The organism is Mesorhizobium sp. WSM4989 (genome assembly GCF_029625795.1).
Classification (GTDB): domain Bacteria; phylum Pseudomonadota; class Alphaproteobacteria; order Rhizobiales; family Rhizobiaceae; genus Mesorhizobium.
Genome location: NZ_JARTVN010000001.1, coordinates 582141 through 603281, shown reverse-complemented (window position 1 = coordinate 603281; position 21141 = coordinate 582141). Strand labels below are relative to the sequence as shown.

General features: G+C 62.9%; 20 protein-coding genes and 1 pseudogene. 12 read left to right on the top strand and 9 right to left on the bottom strand.

Annotation, left to right across the window (positions count from 1 at the left end; genetic code table 11):
- The first annotated feature begins 120 nt into the window (after positions 1 to 120).
- Positions 121 to 1074 carry a glycosyltransferase family 2 protein gene (locus tag P9217_RS03135; protein WP_278086673.1) on the top strand — a complete coding sequence of 318 codons (954 nt, stop codon included), beginning with the start codon at positions 121 to 123 and terminating at the stop codon, positions 1072 to 1074.
- Between the two features lie 33 nt (positions 1075 to 1107).
- Here the strand turns inward: P9217_RS03135 and P9217_RS03130 are convergent, their stop codons facing one another.
- Complete coding sequence (locus P9217_RS03130; RefSeq protein WP_127215833.1) at positions 1108 to 1398, bottom strand: hypothetical protein; 291 nt, start codon at positions 1396 to 1398, stop codon at positions 1108 to 1110.
- Between the two features lie 237 nt (positions 1399 to 1635).
- Positions 1636 to 4311, bottom strand: coding sequence for a DUF6212 domain-containing protein (locus P9217_RS03125; RefSeq protein WP_278086674.1), 2676 nt, complete (start codon positions 4309 to 4311; stop codon positions 1636 to 1638).
- 231 nt (positions 4312 to 4542) lie between these two features.
- On the opposite strand from P9217_RS03125, the gene P9217_RS03120 reads away from it, so the two are divergent.
- From P9217_RS03120 to P9217_RS03105, 4 genes are all read left to right on the top strand, one after another.
- Positions 4543 to 5058: a hypothetical protein gene (locus P9217_RS03120; RefSeq protein ID WP_245307730.1), complete on the top strand. Its 516-nt coding sequence runs from the start codon at positions 4543 to 4545 to the stop codon at positions 5056 to 5058.
- A 138-nt stretch (positions 5059 to 5196) separates the two neighbouring features.
- A complete protein-coding gene (locus P9217_RS03115) occupies positions 5197 to 5937 on the top strand; it encodes a sulfotransferase domain-containing protein (protein ID WP_278086675.1) in 741 nt (246 codons plus the stop codon).
- Positions 5938 to 6271: 334 nt separating this feature from the next.
- On the top strand, positions 6272 to 8407 hold the full coding sequence (locus P9217_RS03110; RefSeq protein WP_278086676.1) for a sulfatase: 2136 nt from the start codon (positions 6272 to 6274) through the stop codon (positions 8405 to 8407).
- A complete protein-coding gene (locus P9217_RS03105) occupies positions 8404 to 8691 on the top strand; it encodes a carbohydrate-binding domain-containing protein (RefSeq protein WP_278086959.1) in 288 nt (95 codons plus the stop codon). The genes P9217_RS03110 and P9217_RS03105 overlap by 4 nt, the downstream gene beginning before the upstream one ends.
- Before the next feature lie 28 nt (positions 8692 to 8719).
- On the opposite strand, the gene P9217_RS03100 is transcribed toward P9217_RS03105, so the two are convergent.
- From P9217_RS03100 to P9217_RS03090, 3 genes are read right to left on the bottom strand one after another with little or no spacing between them, the layout of a single operon-like run.
- A complete protein-coding gene (locus tag P9217_RS03100; RefSeq protein ID WP_095800066.1) occupies positions 8720 to 9703 on the bottom strand; it encodes an NAD-dependent epimerase/dehydratase family protein in 984 nt (327 codons plus the stop codon).
- Between the two features lie 31 nt (positions 9704 to 9734).
- Positions 9735 to 10811 carry a glycosyltransferase family 2 protein gene (locus P9217_RS03095; protein ID WP_278086677.1) on the bottom strand — a complete coding sequence of 359 codons (1077 nt, stop codon included), beginning with the start codon at positions 10809 to 10811 and terminating at the stop codon, positions 9735 to 9737.
- Positions 10812 to 10816: 5 nt separating this feature from the next.
- Positions 10817 to 11734 carry a lysylphosphatidylglycerol synthase domain-containing protein gene (locus tag P9217_RS03090; protein ID WP_278086678.1) on the bottom strand — a complete coding sequence of 306 codons (918 nt, stop codon included), beginning with the start codon at positions 11732 to 11734 and terminating at the stop codon, positions 10817 to 10819.
- 488 nt (positions 11735 to 12222) lie between these two features.
- On the opposite strand from P9217_RS03090, the gene P9217_RS03085 reads away from it, so the two are divergent.
- Positions 12223 to 12714 carry a DUF995 domain-containing protein gene (locus tag P9217_RS03085; protein WP_245495619.1) on the top strand — a complete coding sequence of 164 codons (492 nt, stop codon included), beginning with the start codon at positions 12223 to 12225 and terminating at the stop codon, positions 12712 to 12714.
- A gap of 192 nt (positions 12715 to 12906) precedes the next feature.
- Here P9217_RS03085 and galE read toward each other — a convergent pair whose 3' ends face one another.
- The 3 genes from galE to P9217_RS03070 all read right to left on the bottom strand — a co-directional run bounded on the left by galE (position 12907) and on the right by P9217_RS03070 (position 16366).
- Positions 12907 to 14040: a UDP-glucose 4-epimerase GalE gene (gene galE / locus P9217_RS03080; RefSeq protein ID WP_278088286.1), complete on the bottom strand. Its 1134-nt coding sequence runs from the start codon at positions 14038 to 14040 to the stop codon at positions 12907 to 12909.
- Positions 14040 to 15101, bottom strand: coding sequence for a UDP-glucuronic acid decarboxylase family protein (locus P9217_RS03075; protein WP_278086679.1), 1062 nt, complete (start codon positions 15099 to 15101; stop codon positions 14040 to 14042). The genes galE and P9217_RS03075 overlap by 1 nt, the downstream gene beginning before the upstream one ends.
- 797 nt (positions 15102 to 15898) lie before the next feature.
- Positions 15899 to 16366 (bottom strand): carboxymuconolactone decarboxylase family protein, encoded by a 468-nt coding sequence (locus P9217_RS03070; RefSeq protein ID WP_127246197.1) that lies wholly within the window; start codon positions 16364 to 16366, stop codon positions 15899 to 15901.
- Positions 16367 to 16501: 135 nt separating this feature from the next.
- Here P9217_RS03070 and P9217_RS03065 point away from each other — a divergent pair, with 135 nt between their 5' ends.
- From P9217_RS03065 to P9217_RS03055, 3 genes and pseudogenes are all read left to right on the top strand, one after another.
- Positions 16502 to 17146 carry a TetR/AcrR family transcriptional regulator gene (locus tag P9217_RS03065; RefSeq protein WP_278086680.1) on the top strand — a complete coding sequence of 215 codons (645 nt, stop codon included), beginning with the start codon at positions 16502 to 16504 and terminating at the stop codon, positions 17144 to 17146.
- 12 nt (positions 17147 to 17158) lie between these two features.
- The gene (locus P9217_RS03060; protein WP_095823631.1) at positions 17159 to 17782 is read left to right on the top strand and encodes a hypothetical protein; all 624 of its coding nucleotides are present in this window, start codon (positions 17159 to 17161) and stop codon (positions 17780 to 17782) included.
- A gap of 7 nt (positions 17783 to 17789) precedes the next feature.
- A pseudogene (locus P9217_RS03055) lies at positions 17790 to 18639 on the top strand (23S rRNA (adenine(2030)-N(6))-methyltransferase RlmJ).
- A gap of 24 nt (positions 18640 to 18663) precedes the next feature.
- Here the strand turns inward: P9217_RS03055 and P9217_RS03050 are convergent.
- Positions 18664 to 19419 (bottom strand): helix-turn-helix domain-containing protein, encoded by a 756-nt coding sequence (locus P9217_RS03050; protein ID WP_127246195.1) that lies wholly within the window; start codon positions 19417 to 19419, stop codon positions 18664 to 18666.
- 181 nt (positions 19420 to 19600) lie between these two features.
- On the opposite strand from P9217_RS03050, the gene P9217_RS03045 reads away from it, so the two are divergent.
- The 3 genes from P9217_RS03045 (at position 19601) to P9217_RS03035 (ending at position 20973) form a co-directional block, all read left to right on the top strand.
- Positions 19601 to 20023 (top strand): VOC family protein, encoded by a 423-nt coding sequence (locus P9217_RS03045; RefSeq protein ID WP_095800059.1) that lies wholly within the window; start codon positions 19601 to 19603, stop codon positions 20021 to 20023.
- 24 nt (positions 20024 to 20047) lie between these two features.
- Positions 20048 to 20410: a DoxX family protein gene (locus tag P9217_RS03040; protein WP_278086681.1), complete on the top strand. Its 363-nt coding sequence runs from the start codon at positions 20048 to 20050 to the stop codon at positions 20408 to 20410.
- Positions 20411 to 20520: 110 nt separating this feature from the next.
- A complete protein-coding gene (locus P9217_RS03035) occupies positions 20521 to 20973 on the top strand; it encodes a hypothetical protein (RefSeq protein WP_278086682.1) in 453 nt (150 codons plus the stop codon).
- The last annotated feature ends 168 nt before the right edge of the window (positions 20974 to 21141 follow it).

Here is a 21141-nt window from a genome sequence, read left to right as displayed (position 1 = left end):
ACCGGGATAATCATCGCAAGCCTGTCCAGGCTCCTCGCGCAAACCGTATTGATTGGCGTTCGCATGCTTGCCCATCGACCTCCAAAACACCTTGAGCGGCTGGACCATAGGCCGCTTGACGTGCGCAAGGACGAGATTCTGTGCTTCGTTGCGCTGCGCAACGAGAGGACGTTGCTGCCGCATCTTCTCGAACATTATCGAAGGCTCGGAGTCGACCGGTTCTTCTTCCTGGACAACGGCTCGACGGACGGGACGCGAGAACTAGTCCTGGAGCAGCCGGACAGCCATTGTTTCCACACGGAGGGGTCGCATTTCGCCGAGAACATCACCCCGCCGCGATGGATCAACACATTGATGCGCGTGTTCGGTTCCGGCCACTGGTGTCTGTCCGTCGATGCCGACGAGCTTCTTGTCTATCCCGATCTCGAGCGCGTGAGCCTGCGCCGGCTTTTCAATTATCTCGAGTCGACCGGCGCCGAAGCTGTGATCGGATCCATGATCGACATGTACGCGGACGGACCGTTGGCGGAGTGCAGCTACGACGGCAGCATCCCTTTGGTGGACGCATCCTCCTATTTCGATCCGGAGCCGGGATGGCTGCGCGCGCGGGATGGACTTTATCCTCCCGAGCAAATGTTCGGCGGGGTGCGCGAGCGCGTTTTCTGGCGCGGCCGCTTCAAGCAGACCTTTCCACCGTGCCTGACCAAGGTGCCGATCGTGCGGTGGAGCAGGGACACACATTATCACGCGGCGCAGCACACCATCAGCAAGGTGCGGTTCAGCGAACTCCGCGTCGCGCTGCTGCACTTCAAATTTGTTTGGGGCTTCCAGCAGAAATCGGCATCCTCGCTAGGCGAGAATGCGCAACTGAAAGAAAAGACGCTCGAAGAGCGCGCCGCCTATATGGAGGCCTTGGAGCGCAATCCGAAACTCTCGCTTCGCAACGACCGGTCCGTGCGCTATAGCGGCGACACTGCCCAGCTCGTGGAACTCGGCTGGATGAAAACCTCGGATCGCTACGCCGAATTCGTCGCGACGGGCTGGCCGCGGTTACAGGAAACCGCGGCCAGCTGATCTGACGATCTATTGGCGAAATGCCGCCGGCAATTATCCGCCGTAGCGGCCGCCGCCATCCCCGCCATTGCCGTTCCCACCGCCCCCGGCAAACTGCGACAAGCTGTTCAAAGCAAGCGCTTTGCAGGCCGTTGGCGCATTCGGATAACGATGCAGGTAGTCCTCTAGCGCCTCGATGGTGCCGATCTTGAGGGCCTGCTCGCAGGCGAGCTCGGCTTCCTTGATTGGAGCAACTTCGATTTGCGCTTGCGCCGCATTCGAAAACGCGACGCTCAACCCGAGCAGACTGAGTCCGCCCAGAAGTAGCGACTGTATCTTACGCATTACGCCCACCCTTGCCACTACATACCCCATAGGCTGTTGATACTATTGATTTGTTAGCAATTTGTCAACCATTTCGGAAGAAATCGGCTTGAGAGATGGTTAACTTTGAGCGGCTGCTTGGGCCTGTGAAGGCTATTTCTCGCCGACGGGGCTGAATCGCGTCGTGGCCGCAGAAATGCGGCGCCGAAAAACAGGCGAACCGGCAGCATGTCGAGTTCAGATTTCGAACGTCCTGCTTTAGTCGCTGAACACCGTCAGCGTCCGAAAGAAGGCGTTGCTCGGAGCACCGTTCGGTCCTTCCACGAAGCGCACCGCGAGCACGATCGAAAGCGGCATCTTGCGCCTGACATTGACCGTCGCCGCCAAGGCGTGGCGCACGAATCTGTCGCGGACCGTCATCCAGCCGGAAAAGCCGATTGTCTGCGCGCCGACATCCTGCTGCCAGTCTATAGGCCGGTCCGGGCGGGCGAGCGCCAGGCCGAACGCGATTGCCGGAGCCTCGGCATGGGCGAGTTCGATGGCGGCCTCTATTCTGCGAAAGAAGGGCGGGAATTGATGATCGATCGATGCTGCGACCGCACCCTCCGCATGCGGGCGCAGGAACACGCCGCCGCCGTCGGGCGCCACCAGCAACAACGGCAGCGCTGCAGTGCGCGGCGTAAGCAGCCTTGCGCTCCTCAGCACGTCGTAAGCGAGCGCGCCTGAAGCGCCGGCCGCCACGGCTCTGCCTGATGCGTCTGGCTGCGGCCTGCCGAGACCGTCTCCAAGCAAGGCGGTGGCAGTATCGTGGCGGCCGACCGAAGCGGCGATGCCGGCGAGCGTCTCGATCGCTGCCTCGCCGTTCGGCTCGAGGTCGCTGAGAGCCAAATATTTGCGATCGGCAGGCTTATATTTCAGGTTCTCGCGCGCGCTGTCGACTTCGGAACGCGCCGTGTTCTGCGCGATGGCCATTTGGTGGAGCAGCCGGGTGTCATCGGATCGCAGCGTCCGCAACGCCTCCAGGACAGGCAAGCGGTTGTCGTACCAATTCGACGTGCGGAACATGCCGTCCGGCTTCGACCGGTACCAGTAGAGCGGCTTTGGAATGGGCCTGAGCTTGAGCCCGGCGAGTGAGGCCCGCGCGAAGAACTCCCAGTCGTGCATGGCATAGCCGGGATCCTCAAGCCAAAATCCGATCTGCGAGAAAACAGACCGGCGCACCATCGCATTGGCGTCGCCATAGACGTTGTGGATCAGGCCCAGCGCGTCGGGGCCGCCAAGCGGCAGATACTGGATCAGGCCGTCGGCCCGGTCCTCGGGCACGAAATCCTCATAGAAGAGCAATTGGAAGGCCGTGCAGATGTCCGCGCCCGATGCCGCCATGCCACGGACGAAATGCTCGACGGCTTCCGGAAAAAGCGCATTGTCGTCGTCGACAAACAGGACCAACTCGCCGCGCGCGGCGCGCACTCCGGCATTGCGGGCGGCGCCAAGATGCTTGTGCGGCCGGCGCAGGATCCTCCATCCGCGCTTACGGAAGCCTGGTTCCAACGTATCCAGCAATTGCCTGGCTTCTTCCAGATCGCTTCCGTCGTCGACCAGCACCAGTTCAAGATTGCCGTAGGTTTGCGCCTCGACCGCTTCGATGGCCTGTTTGAGATAGAGCGGCCGGTTGCGATGCGCCATCACCACCGAAACCAGGGGCGCCGGTTGGGGCCGCTTGCGAATGCGCTTCCGGGCAGCGGGCAGAGGGCGCGTATGCAGCCATGCCTTGCGGCCGGGCCCCGTCATATCGATCCGCCGTGGCCGGGGCGGCTTCTCGAGCGCCGCCAGCATGGCGGCCGCCAATTGCGCCGCGTCGGGCTCGACCAGCGGCGGCTGGCCGGCTTCAGCCTTCCAGGCTTCGGCATTCGCGCCGGCATTGGTTGCGACGAAGGGCAGCCCTGCCGCGGTGCATGCGCCAACGGCCTCGCCGGTCGATGCGGCAAGGCTTGGGACAACGGCCAAGGCGCCGCTGCGTGCGAGGTAGTCGAGCCTCTCCTCGAGGGTCGCGCGCGGCAACAGCTTGAGCCGGAACGGCCAACGTTCGGCGCGCCGCAGAAGCAGTCCGCCGCTGTGCTCGCCCATGATCTTGCCGAATGGACCGAACGCGGTGAGGGTCAGCCCTTCGGGCGCCGATTGCGCGAGGATGTCGAGCGCGTCGCAGAGCAGCGTCAGCCCGTCACGAAAGCGCGATCCGGCCAGGGCGGCAAGCTCACGCGCCTTGCTCGCGATGGGTGGCTGCGGCGCTTCGGTCCGGACGGCCCGAAGCGGTGGCGGCAGCACCGTCGCCTTTCTCACCTTCCAGCCTCTCGACAGCAGCCATTGGCGCAGGGCGGCGGATGCACAGACCGTCCTGTCGGCCATCTCGGCGCAGTACTTTTCCATGTAGGCCGTGGCGATCGCCTCGGTGCTGCCCATGAATGTTTTGTCGGCTTCATGCGCCCATTCTTGCGGAGCGCGGGCAAGGAGGACGATCGGCGGCGTGGCGAAGGCATCGGTCTCAGCCGCGAGCAGGGTGAAGTAGGGCAGGCCACCCTCCAGCGGCGCGTAGACCAGATCGTAACTGCACCGCTCGAGATAATGCAGCAGCGCAGCGGAGCGGCTTTCGGGCGTCGCCAGCGAGGGAAGCAGCTGGTCGGACCGGTCGAGAACCTCCAGTTTGACCGAGGCGGCCCCGAACTCCGCCCGGCGGGCCGCGACCTCGTCCGTGGATGGCACGTCCCGGCCGGCAACCCACAGCAGCGTGACGTCGTCTCCGTCTTCGGCGAAGAGCCTGGCAAGTTCGCCGGGCGCCGAGGCATCGTCTTTATCGGCGTCGCGCCGGATCGCAGGCGTGACCACGCAGATGCGGCGACGACCGCCTTCCGGCTTCGGCTTGCTTGCAGCGGTCATTGAACGTTCCTCTGACCCAAATCGACCGGCAAGGCTTCCACGCTTCTCTGGTCTTTGACCATGCCGGATTTACTTTTCAGTGATCATCCTTCTGCGCCGTTGATAAACCAATGCAATCAAGCGGCCCCTAAAAAGACTGTGCAATCAAGCGATTGTTACAAGTTTATCGACACGGCATAACCAATCTTTACGCGTCCCGGCTAACCGTTCACGGCATAGCAGGAGGCGCGAATGAAAACGATATTGAAGTTTCTCGCTGCGCTCGCCTTGACGGGCGCGATGATCTCGACGAGCTCGGCAGACCAATTGCTGCGTCCGCGCATGAATCTCGGCAAGGGCTACGTCAAGACGATCAGCGGCGACCGCGGCGGCTATGTAATCGACTATGCCATCCGCATGCTGAAGATGCGCCGCAGCGGCGGTTTCGTGCGCTTCAACGGTGCGTGCGATTCGGCCTGCACGCTTTACCTGGCGATGCCCAAGAGCAAGGTCTGCGTCACGCGCAACGCATCGTTCGGCTTCCACCTGCCGTATGGCGCCGGGGTGCGCGGCAACCAGGTCGCGGCCGACTTCATGATGAAGAACTACCCTGGCTGGGTTCGCGGCTGGATCGCCAAGCGCGGCGGCCTGAAGAACTCCGTCACCACCATGACCTATGCGGATGCGAGCCGGTTCCTGCCGACTTGTCCCGCCGAACAGCGTTCGACCATTGCGAGCCTCAGCCCAACGCGCCTGCGCGGCGGTTGAACCCCGCAGCAAGTGCTGGGACACCGACGACGGCGGGTGCTTCAGGGCGCCTGCCGTTGCCGTTTCAAGCGGCCGCTCACATTTGAACGGAGAGGTCGTTTGTGTATGTTCGGGCAAACTCCAACGGGTGTGGCGTGAATGCAGTCTTGTCAGAAGTTCGTGCTGATCGCTTCGCCACGAACCGGTTCTCAAGCGCTCAATCGCCATCTCAACCAGTATGACGGAATGGTGCTGCACGGCGAAATCTTCAATCCGAGCTTCGTCGGCTTGCGCCATGACTATCACGAGAAAATCGATCTGCCGCGCGATCGGGTCGATTTGCGAGATGTCGAGCCGGAGCAGTTCATCGCGCGCATCTTCGACGATCAGTCGGCTCGCTTCATCGGTTTTCATATATTTCCCGACCAGACGCGCGCGGCCATACTCCCCGTGCTGGAAGATGAAAGCGTCAAGAAGCTCTGGCTTGTCAGGAATCCGATCGCGTCCTTCGTCTCGTTGCTCGAAGCGGAAGCATCCGGAGTATGGACAGTCCATGCCGCCGACCGGTTCGCAGCCGACAGCCCCAGAAAGAAAGTGCATTTCGACATAGAACGTTTCAACGCGTTTCTGCGCGAGCTGAATCTGTTTCGCGCAAAGATCAGATCGGTGCTGTTCGAGACCCGACAGCCGTATTTCCCGATCCACTATAGCGACATCGGCGATCCACTGGTTGGCAATGCAATCATTGCCTATCTCGGCGGTTCCCAGCGACTGGACCACTTCGAGACCGAGATCCTGAAGCCGCCGCAGCGGCCTTTCGTCGACCGCATCGAGAACTACTGGGAATTCGTGACCTATTTCAGGGCAGTCTCGACGGACGATCTGTACGCGTTCGGCTGACGTCGGAATGAAGCCGGGCCGGCCCGCACCACGGTCTCAGCCTTCTTCGCTGCCGCAAGTTGGCCGCTTCCATGCCGATCGGCGCTCTGGCAAACCCATCGTCTTTCAATCTTTGCGGTTAACCAGTTCTGAAGAGACGTCGTTAACGCACACTTGATTTTATTGACTCTTTCCTGCCCCGAACCGATTTTGCGCACGGGGTTTGAAAGCTGCCGGCCGTGGTTTCTGGCCGGAGCACAAACTGGCGGTGGGCAATCTCATGAGTATCGGCGGCGGTATGGGCTCGGCGAGCCGGTCCGAGGGCGGCCAGACGGGATCGAGGACGAAACCTGCATTGACGCAGGAACTTCGCTTCACGCGGATGTCCTTGCGCGTCATTTGCACCAGCCTGTGGTTATGGCTTCTGCTGGGCATCTACCGGGCCGTCATCGTCGATCCGCAAACGACATTTCAAGGGGCTCTGGCGTCCATTCCCATGGGATTGGCGGCAAGCTATTACGACCTGATCCTCATCACATCGGCGACGGCGGCAACGCTGATCCTGCTCTTCCTTACAAAGTCAAGCCGGCTCGCATCCGCGGCCGTCGCCTCCCTTTTCTATCTCGTGGTCCTGGTGTCGCTCGGCTGGGGATTTGCCAACATCAATCTCGTCAAGATGCTGGGTGAGCCTTTCACCTTCCAGTGGCTGGTCTATGGCGACTTCCTGCAGAATGCCGACGCCAAGAGCGCGATGGGCGATGCCCTCAACGTGAGGGATGCCGCGATCCTTTTCGGGTCCATCGTTCTGGTGCTGGCCCTCGGCTACGCCGCGGGCAGTTTGTGCCAGCGGCTGAGTTCCGCAGGCCGCAAGAGGTTTCTCATCGCTGTGGTTCTGTGCGTTGGCGCGGCCCTGGTCGGCAGCGGCTATCATGTGCGCGCTCAGTCGCTGCCAGCATCCAAGGTCGACAATCCTATCGTGTATTTCGCTCAGTCGGCGTGGTTCAGTTCGACGCCGGTGACTTTTGCGATGAGCGCCGGCGGCAATGATCCCGATTTCGCCAGCGTCGGGGAGCGTCCGGCGGAAACCTCAAGCTTCAAGGCGCCGACGCCAAATCCCATCAAGAACGTGCTGATTTTCATGATGGAGTCGGTGCCGTCGAAATACATCGAGACCTTTGGCGGCCAGTATCCAATCACGCCGAACATAAAGAGCTATGCCGGAGATTCCATTCGGTTCGACAAGATCTATGCGCATGCGCCGTCCACGCACTACTCGATCTTCTCGCTGCTGACCTCGATGTACAACGACATCTCATTCTACGGGATGACCGCCAAATATCCGTACCTGCCGCTGGAGACGATCTCCAACACCCTGTCCAAGCACAATTTTCGCACCGGGTTCTTCTGGAGCGCCGATTCCCGTTTCCAGCGTGTGGACGAGTTCCTGTTCAACAAGGGACTGGACGTCATCCAGGACTATCGGGGGCAGAAATGCGCCACCCCGACCTTCAAGCTCAGTACCGAGCAGTGGAAGAACATGGACTACAACAGTGACCTCTGCACGGCCCAAACGATCATCGACTGGATGAAGAAGGATCCGCAGAAGCCCTTCTTCGGCATCATGTTCACGGCGATGACGCATTATCCGTACATCACCGGCAGCCCGATGTTCTCGAAGATGGTGCCTTCCGCTAAAGACATCGGGCCGGTGCACTACGTCGATGACGAAAAATTCAATGCCTATCTCAACGCCCTGAAGGTCGGCGACGCAGCGTTCGGTGAAATCCTCGATTCACTGAAGCAGTCCGGCAAGCTCGATTCGACGCTGGTTGTCGTCCTTGGCGATCATGGCGAGGCGTTCGGAGAACATGGCGACTACGTCCATGCCACCGCGATTTACGACGAGAACGTCCACATTCCGCTGATAATGATCAACAAGCACCTTTTCCATGACGAAGTCGCGCATCCGGTCGGCGGCATCGTCGACATCGCTCCGACGATCATGGACATACTGGGACTGCCATTACCCGAGCAGTGGCAGGGCCGCAGCCTGTTCAGCGAGCAACGGCCAAACAGGACCTTCTTCTTCAATCCGTGGGCCGGCTCCTTGCTCGGTTATCGCGATAATGATCGAAAGGTGATTTTCAACGCTACCACCGGCAAGGTCGAGGAATACGACCTTAAGGCCGATCCCGGCGAAAAGACGAACCTATTCGAAGAAGGCTTGAGCGATCGAACGGCGCTGCTGCAGCCGATTGCCGGCTGGGTGCAATCGCAAAAGCGGCGCATAGCCACACTTGTCGCCAACGCGGCCGGAGACGCGGGGCACTGCACAGCCACAAGCTTGGAGATCGACGCGGCCGGCACCGACTACCAGGGTCAGCCTCGCTTCGACGTCTTCGCCGACGGCAAGCGCCTTGGCGAGATCGCCGTCCAGGGCAAGGAGAGCAAGGCCTCGACAGGCGAGCAGCGCGTGGCGGAGCGGAACTGACGGAGGCGGCCGTCGAGGCGCAACCGTTCCACATCGACCTTAGCGGCGTGCCCAATCCAAAGACGATCGAAATTCGTTATGTCAACGACGAGTGGGCCGGAGACGGCCGGCCCGGCGATCGCAACCTTTTCATCAAGAGCATAAAAGTGAACGGGCAGCTTGTGCCCAACAGCAAGCTGCACGTGGACGAGCAATCCCATGGCTACACCGACGACAGCGGAACCGCCATGTATACCAACGGCTCGCTATGGGTCAGCGGTCCGTTTATCGAAGGATGCATGTAGGGCAGCGCATCGGCGGCAGCGCTTCGCTTTACAGCTTACCCTCCGGCCGCCATTCCCGCCGGTACCAGTCGACGAATTTCGCCAGTCCTTCCTCGATCGGCACTTTCGGCTTGAAGCCGATGTCGCGCTCTAGCGCGCTGGTGTCGGCAAAGGTCTTTTCGACATCGCCGGGCTGCATGGGCAGATCCTCACGGATGGCCTTCACGCCGAGCAGCCCTTCCAGCGTCTCGATGAAGCGGCCGAGATGCACCGGCTGGCTGTTGCCGATGTTGTAGATGCGGTGGCGCTCGCGGCCGGCCGCCGGCGGCTTGTCGAGAACCGCAATCACGCCCTCGACAACGTCGTCGACATAGGTGAAATCGCGCCACATCTCGCCATGGTTGAAGACGCGGATCGGCTTGCCGGAGAGCATCGCCTCGGTGAAGATCCAGGCCGCCATGTCCGGTCGTCCCCAGGGGCCATAGACGGTGAAGAAGCGCAGGCCCGTCTGCGGCAGCCCAAAGAGATGCGAATAGGTCGAGCTGATCAGCTCGTCCGCCTTCTTGGTCGCCGCGTAGATCGACACCGGATTGTCGACGCGGTCGCTTTCCACGAACGGCACCTTGGTGTTGCCGCCATAGACCGAGCTCGACGAGGCATAGACCAGATGCTTGATCTCGGGCGATGCACGGCAGAGCTCCAGCACCTCCAGGTGGCCGGCGATGTTGGCGTGGATATAGGCGCGCGGATTTTCGAGCGAATAGCGCACGCCCGCCTGGGCGCCGAGATGCACGATGCCGCTCAGCAGCGTTCCCTTGAGGTTCGCCGCCAGCGCGCCCGACTCGGCTATGTCGAGTTGCTGGAACGAAAATCCGTGCCGGCCGGAAAGCCGGGCGAGCCGTGCCGCCTTCAATGCCGGGTCGTAGTAGGCGTTCATGCTGTCGACGCCGACAACGGCGTCGCCGCGGGCGAGCAGGCGCTCGCAGACATGGCTGCCGATGAAGCCGGCGGCTCCGGTCACAAGGATGGTCATGCGCGGACCTCGGATGAGGGCAGGGGCGGGATCATTTCCGTCTCGGGGCTTTCTTGGCTTGCGCCGGCGGGCTCGGCCAACGCCAGCCATCACCTTCGCCAGGCGCGGGCTGCGGGCGCGCCACATAGGCGAGCGAAACATTGGCCTCGAGATAGACGCGCGACAGCATCTCGGCGAGTACGCCCGACGTTACCATCTGCAGGCCAGCGATGACCAGGAAGAAGCCGGTGAACAGCATCGGGCGCGTTCCAATGTCCTGTCCGAAAAACACCTTCAAGCTGAACAGGTAGGCAAGGATCAGCGAGCCGAGCACGCCGAACACGATGCCGATGCCGCCGAAGAAATGGCCGGGCCTGGTGCGGTAGCGCATGAAGAAGAACATGAAGACCAGGTCGAGCACCACGCGGAAGGTGCGCGAGATGCCGTATTTCGACTGGCCGTGGATGCGGGCGTGATGCGTCACCACCTCCTGGGCGATGCGGCGCGGCGTCGTCACCGTCGCCAGCCAGGCCGGGATGAAGCGGTGCATTTCGCCATAGAGCCTGACGCTGCGGATGACGCTGCCGCGGAACACTTTGAGGCTGCAGCCATAGTCCTTCAGCCGAACCCCGGTGACGCGCGCGATCAGCGAGTTGGCGATGCGTGACGGCAGCCGGCGCATCCAGAAACCCTCCTGACGGTTCTTGCGCCAGCCGGCGACGAGGTCGAGGTCCTCGGTCAGCAGTCGATAGACCATGCGCGGTATGTCGAACGGATCGTTCTGCAGGTCGCCGTCGAGCGTCGCTATGACATCGCCGCGGGCAGCGTCGAGGCCGGCCTGCATGGCCGCCGTCTGCTTGAAGTTGCGCACCAGCTCCACAGCGTGCACATGCGCACCGTATTCGGCCGCCAGGCGGCGAATTTCATTCGGCGTGGCGTCGGTGCTGCCGTCGTCCACCAGCACCACTTCCCAGGGCTGGCTGTAGTTCTCCATCGCCTGGTGGATACGCACGATCAGCGGCTCGACGTTGTCGGCCTCGTTATACATCGGGATGACGATGGAAAGCTGGTGCTCGGGCATGACGGCACCGGCAGGCAGCCCCGACTGAGGAATGGGAAGCGTGTCCATGGCGGTCATTTCCTTGCGGGTCCCGCAGCCGGCGTCTCCGGCAGCGTCGATTTCGAGGGAAACAGCCAGGCGATCGCACCGGTGGCAACGGCCGAGAAGAGGATGAATAGATGCAGCGCCAGCGCCGCCTGCAGCCCGTCCTTCATGGCGATGCCGGAATAAAGCAGTGCGGCCGCGGCTCCCGCCTCGTAGGTACCGAAGCCGGCGACGCCCTGCACCGGCAGGATGGCGGCGGCCTCGGCGCCGACGGCGCCGGGAAAGGCAGTCTGGAAGGAGGTGCCGAGCAGCATGGCGAGCAGCCATCCCTGCACGGCAAGCTTCAGCGTCCAGTTGGCGACCGTCCACCACCAGCCGTAGCGAGAGCGCCCCGTGGCCTCGGTGAAGATATCGCGCAGCTTGCCGAGCTTCGACACGATGCTGCCGCGCCCGGCCCAGTCATGCGGCGCGCGCGCCCAGCGCGGCAGATACCAGGCGGAGGCAATCAGCGCTGCTATTCCCGCGGCCCTGAGCGCCGGGTGAAGACCGGGCCACACCAGGCACGCGAGCACGCCGACGACGAAGGCGTCCTGCAGCCTGAACCACAGGAGCGAAGCGCCGGCGCGCACGATCGAGATGCCGAACACCTGCCGCAACAGCAGCGGGAAGGCGGTCTCGCCGCCGCGGAACGGCACGACGTTGATCATGGCGTTGTGAATCAGGATGACGCGCAGGCAGGCGCCGAAGCGGCCGTTCACCTCGTCGCGGAACTCGTCGCAGACCCGCAGCGCGCGCAGCACATAAGTGACGAACAGCGCCAGCGTCACCGCAGCGAAGGCGCCGGGCGTGATGCTGGCGAAGGCGTCGCCCACCATCTTCCAGCGCGAGTCTGCCGCAAGCCAGGCCAGCAGCGCCAGTGTGACGATTATCGAGAATGCTCTTTTCAACCAGTTCTCCGAATGGCGTCGACCGCCGCATTCCGGGTAATTGCTTCGATTTCCAAATCGGCCGCACGGCAGGGGACCGCTCCAGGCCGCCGGCTCCCTTGCCGGCTTCCAATGGCCTGGCGAGGCGCCAAGATTCCGAGCCCTTCCGTGGTCGCCGGCCCGTTCAACGTTTCTGCTCCATCATAAGCGGCCGATCCTATAACCAGCGGCTTGCCCATCCACAAGCTTTGGCGCGGCCGCAATCACCGTCCGCGGGCGATCTTGGCTCGCTGCGACGGGAAGGTTGACACCATTCCTCGAGCGGCAGTTAATATCACGTGGGGGCGGTAGCTGCGCATTGGGATCGAATACCCAATCTGGGTAGTGACGCCAGATCGAAAGGCGTCGTCGAAATGTTATCGCTCATCATTCCTGCAGTTCGAAAAATATTGCCGTCCAGACCAGCGCGGAGCGTGAGGTGCCGTCGTTCTGCGCGGCGCGCGGACCTGATGCTTCTGCTCTTCTGCGGTGGAGTGGCGCTGTCCGGCGTTGCTCACGCAGCCGGCGCTGGGTCTCCGGCAGCGGCACAAGCAGGCACCACGCCGACGGCATTTGAGTTGCAGTTGTTCTATGCCGACCGCACCTGGAACTGGGAGGACGGAGCCGCCTATTTCGCCCAGGACAGGCGCATGCGTGCCTGGACGTCCAAGCCTGGTTCAACGTCCTTCGCCGAAGGTACATGGCATCTCAGCAATGATGGCAAGATGTGCATGGAGCTCGTCTGGCGGTCCACGGCCTATACGGCACAGCCCATCCGCACCTGTTTCAGCCATCGCGTCCTGAACGGGACCGTCCAGCAACGGAGGGATCCGGATGGCCGGTGGTACAGCTTCAGGCACGCTTCGGACAATTCGGCCGACGAGTTCAAGAAAATTCAGGCGGGCGATACCAGGAGCGTCGATTTCGAAAAGGCCCGCAAGTTGGTCGATCCCAAGAGTTAGTCGCTGCTGGCGCACGTCCAGAAAAATGCCTAGAGCGGCTGGCCGTTTCACGGAAACGCCGACCCGCTCTATCTCTTTGCTCACGCAATTTCCGGACGGAAAACCGCTGCACACGTCCTGGAATTGCTCTAGCAGTTTCCGCTCGGAATTGTCCCGGCGTATCAAATCTAAGAGGCTCGCTGAGACAAGCCGTCAACCCAGCTCAGCGAGCCCACGCCCCGACACAGTACTCACAGGGACGACTGCCAGCCGTGCAGGCTGGCGTTTTTCCGCGGCGTTCATGCCGCGCGGCGCGCGCTCCGCGCGCGAGACGCCGGCGGACGCTTTGAAAACCTTCGGCTTCAGGGCCGGTCGGAGCCCGAAGAAGGGCGCTGCCGTCCTGACGATGGTGTCTAGATCGGAAAGTTCCGCCACAAAGCCCAATTGCTCTTGTGCTAGGCTGGGATCGGCGAACAGCCCGGCCGGGTCGCCGGGCCGGCGCGGTTTATAGGCGACCGGGACCGTCCGGCCGGTGACGCGGCCGACGGCCTCGAGGATCTCCTTTATCGAGATGCCTCGGCCGGTGCCGAGATTGACGGACAGGCTGTCGCCGCCGGCCTCGAGATGCATCAATGCCATGAGATGCGCGCGCGCGAGGTCGCTGACGTGGATGTAGTCGCGCACGCATGTGCCGTCCGCCGTCTCGTAATCGGCGCCGAAGACCTCGATCGCCTCGATCATGCCGGACGCCGCCATCAGCACCCTCGGAATGAGGTGGGTTTCGGGTGTATGCCACTCGCCAAGCTCGCCTTCGGGATCGGCGCCGCAGGCGTTGAAGTAGCGAAGGATCGCGTATCTCGTTCCATAGGCAGCGGCATAGTCCCTGATGATTTCTTCGCCCATCAGCTTGCTGCGGCCATAGGGGCTGATCGGCTTCTGCGGCGAGGCCTCGCTCACCGGCAATGCTTCCGGCACGCCATAGGTCGCGCAGCTCGAGGAAAAGATCACCTTGTCGATGCCGCTTGCCCGCGCGGCGTCCAGTACGGCGATGGTGCCGCCGACATTGGTCGCATAGTAATCCGCCGGCGCGCTGACCGACTCGCCGACATAGGCAAGGGCGGCGAAATGGATGATCGCCTGTGGTCTGTGAGTCTCGATCGCCCGCCGCAACGCTTCGGGGTCGCGGATGTCGCCGACGACCAGCGGCCCCCAGGCGACGGCTTTCTCGTTGCCGCGGCTCAAATTGTCGTAGACCACCGGCAAGTAGCCCGCCGCCGACAGCAGCTTGCAGGCATGGCTACCGATGAAGCCGGCGCCACCCGTCACCAGAACGGGGCGGCGGGTCATCATGCCGTTGCCTCCCTGGCGGTTGATGCCTGGACGGCGCGCGGGGCGATGAACCGGCGTCCGCCCAGGACGGCGTCGAAATAGGCAGTGGTGTGGGCGAGGCCTTCGCTCAGCGCAACCTTCGGCTCCCAGCCGAGATGCTGCCTGGCAAACGAGATATCGGGCTTGCGCTGCCTGGGGTCGTCGACCGGCAGCGGCCGGTGCACGATGCGCGAGCGTGAATTCGTATAGTCGATGACCAGCTCGGCCAATTCCATGACGGTGAACTCGACGGGGTTGCCGAGATTGACCGGGTGCTGGGGGGCCACGTCGGCGTTCATCAGGCGCACGAAGCCTTCGATCAGGTCGTCGACGAAGCAGAAGGAGCGCGTCTGCGCGCCGCTGCCGTAGACGGTGATGTCGTCGCCGCGCAGGGCCTGGACGATGAAGTTCGACACCACGCGGCCGTCGTCGGGCCGCATGCGCGGACCGTAGGTGTTGAAGATGCGCGCGACGCGGACATCGATGCCGTATGTCCGCGAGTAATCGAAGAACAGCGTCTCGGCTGAGCGCTTGCCCTCGTCGTAGCAGGAGCGCGGACCGTGCGTGTTGACATTGCCGAAGTAACCTTCGGGTTGCGGATGCACCAGCGGATCGCCATAGACCTCCGAAGTCGAGGCTTGGAAGATCTTGGCGTTGTGTCGCCGCGCGAGCTCCAGAAGGTTGATCGAGCCGAGCACGCTGGTCTTGAAGGTGTGGATCGGATCGGCCTGATAATGCGGCGGAGAAGCCGGGCAGGCGAGATTGTAGATCTCGTCGACAGCAAGGTCCGTCGGCAGTTCCTCGACGATGTCGTGCCTGATGCAGGTGAAAGTCGCGTCACGCGCTATCGCTGACAGGTTGTAGCGCTTGCCCGTGTGGAAATTGTCCAGCGCGATAACTTCATATCCATCGGCAAGCAGCCTTTGGCACAGATGAGAACCCAGAAATCCTGCTCCGCCGGCGACCAGCGCGCGTCCTTGATCGGCACGCCTCCGTCCCGGCTTGGTGTCCAGCTTCAGAACTTTGATGACCCTACCCATGGCGACCTCATACTCGCACACACCCACGCATCGTCGTTCCGGGCCGGGGCAACAGCGTTGCCCGACCAGGTGAAATCATGGCGATCCCCTCCGCATGCGCGAAGTCGCCAAAAACACGATGTGTTTTGTCTGAGTAAGCGGGGTCGTTGCCGTACGGCTTATGTGCTGCCGCTCAGCGTCCCTTTGCCCCTAAGTCGCGATCCACGAACATGGTTGCCACCACCGCGGACTGCTCGCCCAAATTGCACACCCAACGTATAGAAAGATATACCTGTGCGCGGCATAGTCAACTAATTTAGGGATTCATTAACTTCAGTCTTTTGCGGTTGGTTAACTGTAAGCGTAGGCAGGCGCGCCTTTGAGTCATAGAAGGGGTCGGTTCCGGCCGGTTTTCCCGCGGTAAAGCATCGCGTGCCGCGGCCTACGCAAAGCTTGTCGAGCGTTAGGGGCGGAAGGCTTCAAGGTGAAGACAAGGAACGCGTCTGGCGCCGTCTCTCGGCCTCTGGCATTTCTTGCGGCCGGTCTTTCGGGCTAGAAAATTGCGCAAGTATATCTTAGTTCGCCAACAGGTAGATCTGGCGAGCCTGTAGGCCCTGTCCGCGAAACGCGCTTTCCGAATTGATCGGGGCTAGGCGGCCGTGGTGACGACGGCTCCGCAGCCGTGCTGTCCGGCACGCCGAGATGGCCTCCCGGCATCGCCACCACTCTGAGGTGCTTAAAAAGGGGGAGCACAAGGAGTAGCGCAGGTTGGACAACTGGACGCCGTGCATTCCCGTTTCTACTCCTCATTGCCCTCCTTATTCTCCGCCCATCTCCTTCTTGAACTGGGCGAAGTCGACCTGCATGCCGTTGAAGATGGTGCTCCAGTGGCGGGTCAAGGCGGCCAAGGCGACTGCCTCCTGGATCTCCTCGTCGGTGGCGCCGGCGCGTTTGGCGTTCTCGGTGTCCGACCAAACACAATAATTGCAGGGGATTTGCGCCGCGACCGCCAGCGAGATCAGCGACTTCACCTTCGGCGGCAGCGCCGTCTTGTCGCTGATCTCGATTGCCTTGACCTCTGCCCACGCGCCGGGCAGACCGGCTTTCGGGAACTGCTTCATGAAGCCGGGTACGCCCCCGATGGTCGACTGGATGTCCTTGATGGCGGCGTCATAGTCGTCGGCGCCGGCAGGCACGGTCAAGGCCGCGGTGAACGCGATAGCGGCGAGCAGCGAGGCGGAACGAAGGTAGGAATGCGCGCTTGAGATAATGCGAATGACAGGCATGGTGTTCTCCTCTGGTTTTTGTTAGCCTTACGGTGTAAGGTGATTTGAACATGAACCTTACAGTGTAAGTTGTCAAGCGGCGCCATGGACTCACCGAGCAAGAAAATCCGAACCCGCGGAAAATTGTCCCGCGAGATGATCGAGGACGCGGCCTTTGAGGTAATCGAGCGGGAAGGGCTCTCCGGCTTCTCGATGCGCAAGCTCGCCGCCAGGCTCGGCTGCGAGGCGATGAGCATCTACCATCACTTTCCCTCGCAGGCGCATCTCTACGAGGCGCTGGTCGATCGCCAGATGAGCGGGCTCGTGATCCCCGATCACAGCCTTCCTTGGCGTGAGCGGGCGCGCATCGGTATGCAGGAATTCCGGCGTGTGGCGACCGAGCATCCGGCCTTCGCGCCGTTCATCGTCGTCTATCGCATGAACTCGCCGCCCTGCCTCGCCAAGTTGAACGCCATCATCGGCCTGTTCGACGATGGCGGCTTCGGACCTGAGCTCAGCGCCCGTCTGTTCCGCGCCGCCGGTTATTATCTGATGGGCGCGATCCTCGACGAGACCGCCGGCTACGCCAAGGGGCCGTCGGCGGTCACCACGGTCAGCGACGAAGAATTGCAGCGCGACTATCCCAGTGTCGTGGCGGCCGCGGCTTATTTTGGCACAAGCGGTTTCGACAAGACTTTCGAGCTTGGCCTGGAGATGTTTCTGGACGAGATGGAGCGGATTCGCGACGCTGCCCGGGACGAGGCCGCCAAAAGTGGCGATCGCGCCCGCAAGAAACTCTAACCAGGGCTTTCAATGCGCTTCCTCTCGGTTCTTGTCCTCATCGCCGGCGCTGCCATCGGGGTCTTTTATCCCTGGGCGGTGAGCAATTTCTCCGGCCATGCGATCGGCACCTGGCGCGTCTACGAGGGCGGCCGCTTCCGGCCGGCGACCGTACGGCTCGCTGCGCGCGACGCGCCTGTTCGCGTGCTGGTCGACCTCACCGCGCGTGCCGAGCGCGTCGCCTCGCAGCAGCACACGGTGCTGACGCTGACCGCGGCAAGCGGCGGCCGCACGGCGCTCGCCTCGACGCTCTCCTTCAACCACACCGACAATCCACGCCAGGTGAGCCCGCAGCTGCCCGACAAGATCTTTCGCGACGAGGCCGGTGTGATAGAGACGGTCACGCCGGGCGCTTACGTCTTCACTGTCGGTCCGGGCGATGCGGACGGGATCGACATGCGCGCCGTCGACCTGATCTTGCGTGCGGGCACCGGCTCGGTCGACGAACGCGCGCAGCCGGCCGGTTACACGCTGATGGGAGTCGGCTTGGCTGGACTGGTGCTTTCGCTGGTCTTTGGGCGCGGCAACAAGCCGCCGCAGAATCCCAACTCGCAGCCCCCGCCGCCGCGCTGGGGCCGCGGCGGTTCGCAAAGGTGAAGGCGGCATGAATTATCGCCACGCCTACCACGCCGGCAATTTCGCCGATGTCGTCAAGCACGCGGTGCTCAGCCGGCTGGTCGAGTATCTGAAGCAGAAGGACAAGGCCTTTCGCGCTATCGACACTCACGCCGGCATCGGCCGCTACGATCTCGCGTCGGTGGAGGCCGGCAAGACGGGTGAATGGCAGGGCGGCATCGGCCGGGTGTCCGAGGCCGCGCTCGAGCCTCGGACGGCGGCGCTGCTTCAGCCCTATCTGGAAGCGGTGCGCTTGGAAAATCCCGACGGCGGTCTGCGCCGCTATCCCGGCTCACCGCTGATCGTGCGCCATCTCCTGCGCAAGCAGGATCGGCTTACGGCGATCGAGTTGCATTCCGAGGACGCTGCGCGGCTCAAAGCCGTCTTCGCCGGCGACATCCAGACCAGGGTGATCGAGCTCGACGGCTGGTTGGCGCTCGGCGCGCATCTGCCGCCGAAGGAAAAGCGCGGGCTCGTGCTTGTCGATCCGCCCTTCGAGGAGGAGGGCGAGTTCCAGCGTCTCGTCGAGAACCTGCGCCGAGCGCACCGGCGCTGGCCGGGCGGCATCTACGCGCTCTGGTATCCGATCAAGGATCGCAAGGCGGTCGCCGCCTTCCGCGCCGCGCTGAAGGAGACAGGCATTCCAAAACTGCTCGACATCGGCTTCGAGATCCGGCCTGCCTCGAGCGAACCGAGCCTCGACGGCAGTGGCCTTGTGGTGGTGAACCCGCCCTTCACGCTGGAGGCCGAAATTGCGGCTGATGCTGCCGGCCTTGCATGGAGTGCTTGCCGTCGAACAGCCGTCGCGCTGGACGATCGAATGGCTGGCCGGTGAGTGAGACCGGGACCAGCCGAAGACTGACCTACGCCAGCGCCGAGGGTGTCACGCCGGTCAGCCGCCGGGTTTCGCGGATCAGATGCGCCTGGTCGGCGTAGCCGGCCTCGATGGCGAGCAGCGCGGTCGAGGCATCGCTATGCCGTCGCTGCAGGCGCCGGAAGCGGTGGAAGCGCAGGATGCGGTCGAGCGTCTTCGGACCATAGCCGAAAGCGTCCTCGAAACGCCGGCGCAGCGTCCGCTCGCTCATGTTGAGGCGGTTGAGCAGACAGGGAACCAGCGGCATCTCCGGCGACAGGCCTTCATCAATGAGGTCGAAGGCCCTGCCCATCAGCGCATCGAGCGCATCGCGCCCCTCTGTATGCGCGCCGACTTCATTTTCCAACTGCCGCACCATGCCGGCGAGGTCGGGCGCGGCCTTGACGCGATCCGACAGTTCGCGGGCACGCGTACCCCATAAGTCCTGGAGGCTCAGCCGCCCGCCGACGATTTCGCCGGCCGGCAGGCCGAGCCACCCGGCGGCCGCGCCCGGCCGGAAACGGAAGCCGATGATCACCGACCCGGGGGGAAGGCGCTCGATCTGCGGCTCCTTGTCCGGTCCGGCCACGCGGAAGCGACCTTCGATCCATTGCAGATCGATGGTCGCGTCCGGCGTGACGACGATTGGCGGGACGTCCTGCTTCGCCATGCGATGCACCCAGACGACGGAGAAGGCGCCGGCCAGGCCTCGCGGGACGGGCCGTTCCCGAAAGAAGCCGGTGGTCTGCGCCAGGACCGCTTCCATATCTTCTCCGATCTGCTTCGGCGTCCTCTGGCGGATCCGCTTCGGCCATTTTGGCCGAAATCTTCAATGCGGGTCGCGTCCGCCGTGGCAAAACAGATGCAGCCTCTTGGCGCGTCCAGCGCCTTCACTGCGCCGCATCCGGTCGCGGATGTGGTGACGAATATAGAAGGGAGTGAGAGAAATGAAAGCTCGCATCACCGTCTTCACCCTTGGCGTCGACGATCTGGAGGCGTCGCTCAAATTCTACCGCGACGGCCTGGGCCTGCCGACCGAAGGCATCATCGGCCGCGAGTTCGAGCATGGCGCCGTCGCCTTCTTCGAGCTTGCCGGCGGCTTGAAATTCGCGATCTTCGAGCGCGCGAACATCGCCCTCGACGCCACCGTGCCGCAGAGCGGCCGCAGCCCGACCGAGTTCACCATCGGCCACAACGTGGCGAGCGAGGCCGAGGTCGACGCGACCATGGCCGAGGCCGTCAAGGCCGGCGCGCGCGTCGCCAAGCCGGCGCAAAAGACCTTCTGGGGCGGCTATGCCGGCTATTTCCAGGATCCCGACGATCATCTCTGGGAAGTCGTCTACAACCCCGCTTTCATCCCGAAGGATTGACCCGGAAGCCTGCAGGAGGTCGACATGTCGATCGATACCATTCAGGCGATAGGCGCGCTTCTCATCGGCGGCGTGTTCGTCTTCGCCGGCATCGAGCACTTCCTGAAATTCAAGGCTATGTGCGACTATCTGGCGAGCCGGAAGTTTCCGGCTCCCGTTGTCATGCTGGCAGCCGGCTCAGCCCTCGAAGTCGTCGCCGGCCTGATCCTTGCGCTCGGCCGTGCCGTGCCTTTCGCCGCCGGCGCGCTTGTCCTGTTCACGCTGTCGACGAACGTCGCGCTGCTGCGCTTCTGGGAGTCCGAAGAGCCGGAGCGGCAGGTGCTGCGCAACGCCTTGCTGATCAACCTGGCCGTCGTCGGCGGACTGCTGGTGGCGGGAACCGTCTGACAGCCGGACCGCATCTGGAACGATGATTTGGGAAACCATTGTCTTCACAACCGCTTGACCGCCGCCAAGCGAATCCGCACAGTGCGCGCAACCGACCTTGAGAGGCTGTCATGACTCGCTTCGCCCGTTCCGCCCTTGCCGCGCTGATTTCGCTTCTGACGCCGCTTGGCACGTCGCTTGGTTTCACCCAGGCAGCGCAGGCCGCCGACCTTGCCGTTTACACCGAGGATGACGGCAGCGTCTGCGGCGAGGCCTGGGTGCTGAGCAAGATCACCGACCGCTTCAGCTATCAGGTTCATCATGTGCCGCACCTGCCGGATGTCGCGATCACCGATTTCCATAACATCCGCCTGCATCGTTATCTGCCGTCGAGCGAGAGATGGCCGATCGGCCGGCACTATTGCCGCGCCACCGTCAGCCTGTCGGACGGCCGCGACCGCTCGATCTTCTACCTGATCGAGGAAGGCCAGGGCTTCGCCTCGATCGGCGACAATGTCGAGTTCTGCGTCTCCGGCTTCGACCGCTGGATGGTTTATAACGGCCGCTGCCGCGTGCTTCGGTAAGAAGCCGCCGATCCATTCCCCGGCCTGCGGCCTTCAGGCCCCAGGACACTCAGTGCGGCCCGCCGACCGCATCAGTCCGATCGCGAATATTGTGAGCTTGCCGGCTATCGCCGGAAGCAAATCGGCTAATCGGCCGCCAATTGACAACTGTCGAACTGTCGCCTAAAG

What these genes read in the sequence shown, in the direction of transcription:
- P9217_RS03130 (WP_127215833.1), bottom strand. Translation starts at nt 1,398, where the DNA reads ATGCGTAAGATACAGTCGCTACTTCTGGGCGGACTCAGTCTGCTCGGG.
- P9217_RS03125 (WP_278086674.1), bottom strand. Translation starts at nt 4,311, where the DNA reads ATGACCGCTGCAAGCAAGCCGAAGCCGGAAGGCGGTCGTCGCCGCATC.
- P9217_RS03120 (WP_245307730.1), top strand. Translation starts at nt 4,543, where the DNA reads ATGAAAACGATATTGAAGTTTCTCGCTGCGCTCGCCTTGACGGGCGCG.
- P9217_RS03115 (WP_278086675.1), top strand. Translation starts at nt 5,197, where the DNA reads ATGCAGTCTTGTCAGAAGTTCGTGCTGATCGCTTCGCCACGAACCGGT.
- P9217_RS03100 (WP_095800066.1), bottom strand. Translation starts at nt 9,703, where the DNA reads ATGACCATCCTTGTGACCGGAGCCGCCGGCTTCATCGGCAGCCATGTC.
- P9217_RS03095 (WP_278086677.1), bottom strand. Translation starts at nt 10,811, where the DNA reads ATGGACACGCTTCCCATTCCTCAGTCGGGGCTGCCTGCCGGTGCCGTC.
- P9217_RS03085 (WP_245495619.1), top strand. Translation starts at nt 12,223, where the DNA reads ATGCTTCTGCTCTTCTGCGGTGGAGTGGCGCTGTCCGGCGTTGCTCAC.
- galE (WP_278088286.1), bottom strand. Translation starts at nt 14,040, where the DNA reads ATGACCCGCCGCCCCGTTCTGGTGACGGGTGGCGCCGGCTTCATCGGT.
- P9217_RS03075 (WP_278086679.1), bottom strand. Translation starts at nt 15,101, where the DNA reads ATGGGTAGGGTCATCAAAGTTCTGAAGCTGGACACCAAGCCGGGACGG.
- P9217_RS03070 (WP_127246197.1), bottom strand. Translation starts at nt 16,366, where the DNA reads ATGCCTGTCATTCGCATTATCTCAAGCGCGCATTCCTACCTTCGTTCC.
- P9217_RS03065 (WP_278086680.1), top strand. Translation starts at nt 16,502, where the DNA reads ATGATCGAGGACGCGGCCTTTGAGGTAATCGAGCGGGAAGGGCTCTCC.
- P9217_RS03060 (WP_095823631.1), top strand. Translation starts at nt 17,159, where the DNA reads ATGCGCTTCCTCTCGGTTCTTGTCCTCATCGCCGGCGCTGCCATCGGG.
- P9217_RS03050 (WP_127246195.1), bottom strand. Translation starts at nt 19,419, where the DNA reads ATGGAAGCGGTCCTGGCGCAGACCACCGGCTTCTTTCGGGAACGGCCC.
- P9217_RS03045 (WP_095800059.1), top strand. Translation starts at nt 19,601, where the DNA reads ATGAAAGCTCGCATCACCGTCTTCACCCTTGGCGTCGACGATCTGGAG.
- P9217_RS03040 (WP_278086681.1), top strand. Translation starts at nt 20,048, where the DNA reads ATGTCGATCGATACCATTCAGGCGATAGGCGCGCTTCTCATCGGCGGC.
- P9217_RS03035 (WP_278086682.1), top strand. Translation starts at nt 20,521, where the DNA reads ATGACTCGCTTCGCCCGTTCCGCCCTTGCCGCGCTGATTTCGCTTCTG.